This is a genomic window from Corallococcus sicarius (genome assembly GCF_003611735.1).
GTDB lineage: Bacteria > Myxococcota > Myxococcia > Myxococcales > Myxococcaceae > Corallococcus > Corallococcus sicarius.
In genome coordinates, this window is the sequence record NZ_RAWG01000430.1 from 1 (window position 1) to 6,383 (window position 6,383).

The following is a 6,383-nucleotide window of genomic DNA, read 5'->3' on the forward strand; positions in this document are numbered from 1 at the left end:
CGCCCTGTTCCATCCCGCCTCCCTCCACGCCGCCATCCCAGAGCAAGGCATGTGCCCTGACGTCCCACTCCGGGGCGTGCGAGCGGGCCCCGTCCAGGCGCGCACGAAGGGGCCAGGGCGTGAGACGGACAACGGTGCTCCACCCGCGCTCTCAGTGCGCGAGGAGACGGGAGGCTCGACCGCTAGAAGCAGGAGATGGCGAAGAAGCCCTTGAGCTTGTCGTTCAGCTCGCGGAGCCGCTTGCCCAGCGTGCGGACGAACGTCCAGGGGAGTATGGAGGGGCGACCCTGGCGAGCTGGCCCTGGGTCAATCCCTCGAAGAGCGCAACCTTCTTGAGGACTGCGGCATCCATAGGGTCCAGGTACGGAACATGGCCTGAAGGACGGCGTCTGGTACCGTCCCAGCCCGAAAACGCAACAGCGCAGGAGGCGCCGTGTCGCAGGACAAGATTCAGAAGGTCACCATCATCGGTTCAGGTCCCGCGGGCTACACGGCCGCCATCTACGCGGCGCGCGCCAACCTGGAGCCCGTCGTCTTCGCCGGTGGCCCCACCCTGGAGCACCCGCAGCGCGTCCCCGGTGGCCAGCTCATGGTCACCACCGACGTGGAGAACTACCCCGGCTTCCCGGAGGCCATCACCGGCCCGGAGCTGATGGAGCGCTTCCAGAAGCAGGCGGAGCGCTTCGGCACCGCGCTGCACATGGAGAACATCACCAAGGTGGACTTCTCCCAGCGGCCCTTCCTGCTGGAGAGCGAGAGCGGCATGCAGGTGCGCTCGGAGACGGTCATCATCTCCACTGGCGCCACCGCCAAGTGGCTCAACGTGAAGGGCGAGGACACCTACAAGAACCGCGGCGTGTCCGCGTGCGCCACCTGCGACGGCGCCTTCTACAAGAAGCAGGACGTGCTGGTGGTGGGCGGCGGGGACACGGCCATGGAAGAGGCCACGTACCTGGCCAAAATCGTCAACCACGTCACCATCATCCACCGCCGTGACTCCCTGCGCGCCTCCAAGGTGATGCAGGAGCGCGCGCTCAACAACCCGAAGATCTCCTTCCTCTGGAACTCCGCGGTGGAAGAGGTCGTGGGCAATCCCAAGGGCATGACGGGCGCGGTGGTGCGCAACCTCAAGACGAACGACAGCCAGCTCGTCACCGCCACGGGCCTGTTCGTCGCCATCGGCCACACGCCGAACACGGAGCTGTTCCAGGGCATCCTGGAGACGCACCAGGGCGGCTACCTCAAGACGGTGCCGGGCAGCACGCGCACCAACATCCCCGGCGTCTTCGCCTGCGGCGACGTGCAGGACAGCTACTACCGCCAGGCCATCACCGCCGCCGGCACCGGCTGCATGGCCGCCATCGACGCGGAGCGCTGGCTCATCGAGCACGGCGAATGAGCACGAAGCAGAGATCGAATCAGAAGACGGTGGCGGTGCACGCGGGCTCCCGGCTGACCGGGAGCAAGGCCGTGCCCGTCATGCCGCCCATCTTCCCGGCGGCGGTGAACTGGTTCGACAGCAGCGACGACCTGTCCGACGCGCTGGACGGCAAGGACTACGCCTACGCCCGCATCAGCGCGCCCAACGCGGCGCTGCTGGAGGAGGCGGTGGCGGCGCTGGAGGGGGCCGAGGCGTGCGTCGCGTACGCCAGTGGCATGGCCGCGCTGCGCTCGCTCTTCGACGCGCAGCCGTGGAAGGCTGGGGACGTGCTGGTGATGCCCACGGACGGCTACGGCGTCACCCGGCTCCTCTACAAGAACCTGTGCGCCCGCTGGGGCGTGGAGCTGCGGCCGCTCAACCAGACGGACCCGGACGCCCCCGCGCGCATCCGCGAGTGGCGCCCGCGCATGGTCCTGGCGGAGAGCATCTCCAACCCGCTGCTGCGCGTGCCGGACATCCGCGCCCTCGCGGAGGCCTGCCGCGACGCAGGGGCCGTGTTCGCTGTGGACGCGACGTTCCCGTCACCCTTCGGGCAGCGCGCGCTGGAGCTGGGTGCGGACTACGCGGTGCAGTCCACCAGCAAGTGGCTCAACGGCCACAGCGACGCCCTGGGCGGCACGGTGAGCGGCTCGAAGGCGCGGATGGATCCGCTGCGCTCGGCGCGCATCCTGTCCGGGGACGTGCTGGGTCCCTTCGAGGCGTGGCTCACGCTGCGCGGCCTGCGCACGCTGCCGGTCCGCATGAAGGCCCACAACGAGCACGCTGGGCACGTGGCGAAGCGGCTGTCGGATTCGCCGCTCCTGGAGCGCGTCATCTACCCGGGCCTTGCGTCCCATCCGGACCACGCGGTGGCGGGCCGGATGCTGGAGGGCGGCTTCGGGCCCATGGTGGCGTTTGAAATCCGGGGCGCGGGCCAGAAGGAAGGCGACCGGTTCCTGGAGGCGCTGCGGGTGTGCAAGCCCGGACCGTCGCTGGGGGACGTGGGCACGCTGGTGATGCACGCGGCGAGCGCGAGCGCCCGGCGGATGACGCCCGAGGAGCGCGCGCAGGCGGGCATCCGCGACAGCCTCATCCGCGTGTCCGTGGGGCTGGAGGATCCGGACGACGTCGCGGACGACCTGCTCGCCGCGGTGGCGAAGGGGGCCGGCCGGTGAAGATGGTGGACGTTGGCGACAAGCCGAAGACGGAGCGCGTGGCGGTGGCCACGGCCCGGCTGCGGATGCTGCCCGCGACGCGCGAGCGCATCCTCGCGGGGCAGGTGGAGAAGGGGGACGTGCTCGCGGCGGCGCGCATCGCGGGCATCATGGCCGCCAAGCGCACCCCGGACTTCGTGCCCCTGTGCCACCCCATCGCGCTCGCGGGCGTGGACGTCACGCTCACGCCCGTGGACGAAGGGCTGGAGGTCCGCGTGCGGGTGAAGACGGTGGACCGCACGGGCGTGGAGATGGAGGCGCTCACGGCCGCGTGCGCCGCCGCGCTCACCGTCTATGACATGTGCAAGAGCGTGGACCGGGGCATGGTGATTGAGGCCGTGCAGCTGGACCACAAGTCCGGCGGTCGCTCCGGGACGTGGGAGCGCGAGGCTCCCTAGCGCTTTGTTTCCGCGCGCAGCCGCTCCAGGAAGAAGGCCACCACCACCAGCGAGTGCGTGATGTGGCCTTCCAGGATGAGCCGGGGAATGTCCGCGCGCGGGTGCAGCTCCACGAGGATGTCCTCGCCCTCGTCCGGGTCCCCTTCGTGCACGCGCTCGCAGTCGAGCGCCAGGAAGGTGTGGCACCGGTTGGGCTGGAAGGCCGGGTTGGGGTGCACCGCGCCCAGGGACTCCAGCCGCCCGGCGCGGTAGCCCGTCTCCTCCTCCAGCTCGCGCGCGGCGGCGGCCTCCGGGGTCTCTCCCGGGTCGATGCAGCCGCCGGGCACCTCCAGTGTCGGCGCGTCGATACCGAAGCGGAACTGGCGCACCATCACCAGCTCCTCCGCCTTCGTCACCGCGATGACGTTGACCCAGTCCGGGCACTCCATCCGCACGCGCGGGTGCTCCTGCTGCGTGCGCGGATCCGCCACCTTGTCCTCGCGCACCTTCACCACGCCGAAGTCATGCTCCAACCCCCGGCGCAGGCGCGGCCAGGGCTTCAGCTTCGGCTCGGACTCCGACGACATGCGGGGACTTCCTTCCAGCCAGGGACACAGGGGGACTTCGCCTAGTTGAGCAGCTCGGCCCGCGCTCGCAATTCGCGCGCGTGCAGCTCCAGCCGCTCGCGGTCCGGCGCGTCCGGTGACAGCTCCAGGCAGCGCTCCACGTCCTTGAGCGCCGCGCGGTAGGCCCCCATCGTGGTGAGCAGCGCCGCGCGCGTGCGCAGCTCTCCCGGGTGGTCCGGCGCCAGCAGGAGCAGCAGGTCCACCACCGCCAGCCCCTGCTCGCTCTCGTCGCGGCCCAGGTACACGCGGCGCAGGTTGGACAGCATGCGGTAGGCGATGAGCTCCACCGGCGCGGGCGCGAGCATCGCGCGGTCGAACTTGAGCTGCGGCGCCACGCGCTTGAGCAGCTCCTCACAGCCGTGCTCGGTGAGGATGTCGCCGTGGTGGAACGGATCCATCACCAGCTTGTGGTCGCCCGCGTCGCACGCCACCAGGAAGTGGCCGGGGAAGGGGACGCCGTACAGCGGGATGCCCGCGCGGCGCGCGACCTCCAGGTAGAGCACCGACAGCGTTATCGGCAGCCCCACCTTCCGCTCCAGCACCCGGTCCAGGAAGCTGTTGTCCGGGGCGTGGTAGTCGTCCTCGTTGCCCCGGAACCCCTCGATGTCCGCCAGCACGTGGCGCAGGGCGCGCAGGGAGGCCAGGGCCTCGCCCTTCTCGCTGAGCCTCTCGGCCTCCAGCTGCACCCGGCACGCGAGCGCGTCCAGCGTGTGCAGACACGCCGCCGCGTCCAGGTCCACCCGGCCCAGCGTGGCGATGGCCAGCGCGGCCAGGTCCAGGCGCGGAGGGTCAGCGGCCAGGGAAGACACCAGCCGCTCGCGTGCCAGCGGCGGGCCGAATCCAGAGGGAAAGCTCACGGTGCGCACCAGTAACCCACGGAAGCTCCTACGGCAAAGGCAGGCAGCCGAGCGTCAGGCCCCCGGGGGAGTAGCAGGCAACCGGCCCTTGATTTCCGCGCGCAGCGCCATGTGCGCCGAAATCAGTCCGGCCAGGATTCCGTCCTCGAACTCGAAGGAGGGGTGCTCCTTCAGCTGGGGGAAGTCGTGCGGGTTGCGCATCTCCTCCGGCCCGATGTTGGGCACCGCCTCGCGCGCCAGGCGCAGCACCTTCGCCTGCTGCTGGGCAATCATCCGCTCGTAGAGGGCGGTGGCGAGCTCCAACAGCTCGTTCGCCGTGTCTTCCGTCATGGTGTGGCCTACTCCTGGGCGATGTCCCACTTCATGCGCTGGTAGGTGTAACGGAAGACCTCGGCGTTTGCTTCGATGGCGTCACCCCGGGCCTCGCGTCCGTCCAGGAAGGCGACGAAGTCGAACTGGCGGGTGGGGGTGCCGTACTCGGCGTCGAAGAGGCGCACGATTTCATTCGCGGGCAGGGTGCGGCGCCCGGCCACGTTCACCAGGGGGATGCTCAGCCCCATCATGTCCTTGGCGGGCGCGTACGACTTCCACACCAGCTCCGTGCACACCAGCGTCTGGTCGGAGAAGAAGTCGAAGTTGAAGTCGTACGGGCGGCCCTGGAAGGTGAAGGCGCGCAGGATGGCGCGGGCCTTGTCCCGTTTTGACAGGCGCGGCCGGAGCACGCCCAGGTAGTCCACGCGCAGGCCGTGTTCCACGCCGGTGAAGCTCACGCCCTCGCTGATGGACTCGATGATGCGCACCGGGTCGCCGTGGGCGTCCTTGCCGGTGTACTCGGCCCACTTGGCGGGAAAGGCCCGCGCCAGGTGCGCGGTGAACGTCGGAGGCTGGCCGGGCAGGGTGGCCACCCAGGCCTTCACGTCCGCATCCGCGTCGAAGGCCTGGGCCAGGTCCTGGGCCGTGCCCACGTAGAGCTCCGCGTGCGGCCAGAAGCCCGGCAGGCCGATGTTGGAGAGAAACCAGTTCTGCCGCGCCAGCACCACGTCGCCCGGGGCCATGCGCTCCAGCAGCTTCAGCGCCTGCTCCCGCGAGATGAGGGGCCTGCCCGCGCGGCGCACGCGGGTGTCGCCCATCCACTCCGCCACCGTCTTCTGCACCGGGAACACCGCGCGCGCGGTGGTGTCCTGGGTAAGGTCCGCGACCACCCGGGCGAACATCACGGGGCCGCGCTTGAGGAGGCTTCCTCGCGCGGCGCGGCTGTCGTCCCGCATGGCCTGGAGCAGCGCGGGGACGCCCGGGTCGTCCAGCACGCCGGCCTTCGCGAGCAGCGGGTGCAGCGTGCCCCGGTAGCCGTCGCCGGTGAAGAGCTGGGTGGTGGTGCCCACGTGGAGCACGTGCTCCTTGAAGCGGCCGAAGGTGCGCGGCGGCAGGCCGTACTGGGGGACCGGCTCGTCCAGCAGGACCTCCAACTGCGCCTGGCCCGCGGCCAGCTCCACGTAGCGCAGCCCCTGGGCCAGCTCCGCGGCGAGCGCGGCGTGGGTGAGCAGGAAGCCCCAGGCGTGCTTCCGGGGCTGGGTGAGCGACGGCACCTTGAGGAACTCCCAGTAGCGCTGGCGCACCCCTTCCGTGGCCACGAAGCAGTCGAAGAAGGCCGCCCAGGTGGACACCAGCAGCTGCTTCTCGTCCGGGGTGTACGGCACGCTCTGCTTCTGCCGGTACAGCGCGCGCGAGCGGGCGGCTTCCGCCTGGATCCGCCGGAGCCCCTCGGCACCCTGGCGCAGCGCCTCCAGGTCGCGGCGGGCCTGGGCGACGAAGGCCTCCTCGTCCAGGTCGTACACGTCTCCGAGCGCAGGGAGGGCACGTACCGGCTCGACCTGTCTCTTATACAATCT

General features: G+C 70.5%; 7 protein-coding genes. 3 read left to right on the plus strand and 4 right to left on the minus strand.

The window, feature by feature from the left end:
* Positions 1-433 precede the first annotated feature (433 nt).
* The 3 genes from trxB to moaC are packed head-to-tail and all read left to right on the plus strand — an operon-like array spanning position 434 to position 3,032.
* Positions 434-1,399 (plus strand): thioredoxin-disulfide reductase, encoded by a 966-nt coding sequence (gene trxB, locus D7X12_RS37800; RefSeq protein WP_120630028.1) that lies wholly within the window; start codon positions 434-436, stop codon positions 1,397-1,399.
* Complete coding sequence (locus D7X12_RS37805) at positions 1,396-2,595, plus strand: trans-sulfuration enzyme family protein (RefSeq protein ID WP_120630029.1); 1,200 nt, start codon at positions 1,396-1,398, stop codon at positions 2,593-2,595. Before trxB ends, D7X12_RS37805 begins: the two co-directional genes overlap by 4 nt.
* Positions 2,592-3,032, plus strand: coding sequence for a cyclic pyranopterin monophosphate synthase MoaC (gene moaC / locus D7X12_RS37810; protein WP_120616046.1), 441 nt, complete (start codon positions 2,592-2,594; stop codon positions 3,030-3,032). Before D7X12_RS37805 ends, moaC begins: the two co-directional genes overlap by 4 nt.
* Here the strand turns inward: moaC and D7X12_RS37815 are convergent.
* The 4 genes from D7X12_RS37815 to D7X12_RS37830 all read right to left on the minus strand — a co-directional run bounded on the left by D7X12_RS37815 (position 3,029) and on the right by D7X12_RS37830 (position 6,380).
* Positions 3,029-3,598, minus strand: coding sequence for an NUDIX hydrolase (locus D7X12_RS37815; protein WP_120630030.1), 570 nt, complete (start codon positions 3,596-3,598; stop codon positions 3,029-3,031). The two genes, moaC and D7X12_RS37815, sit on opposite strands and share 4 nt — an antisense overlap.
* Before the next feature lie 41 nt (positions 3,599-3,639).
* The gene (locus D7X12_RS37820; RefSeq protein ID WP_120630032.1) at positions 3,640-4,464 is read right to left on the minus strand and encodes a SirB1 family protein; all 825 of its coding nucleotides are present in this window, start codon (positions 4,462-4,464) and stop codon (positions 3,640-3,642) included.
* Positions 4,465-4,548: 84 nt separating this feature from the next.
* Complete coding sequence (locus tag D7X12_RS37825; protein WP_120630031.1) at positions 4,549-4,824, minus strand: hypothetical protein; 276 nt, start codon at positions 4,822-4,824, stop codon at positions 4,549-4,551.
* A gap of 8 nt (positions 4,825-4,832) precedes the next feature.
* On the minus strand, positions 4,833-6,380 hold the full coding sequence (locus tag D7X12_RS37830) for a YiiX/YebB-like N1pC/P60 family cysteine hydrolase (protein WP_244225023.1): 1,548 nt from the start codon (positions 6,378-6,380) through the stop codon (positions 4,833-4,835).
* Positions 6,381-6,383 lie beyond the last annotated feature (3 nt).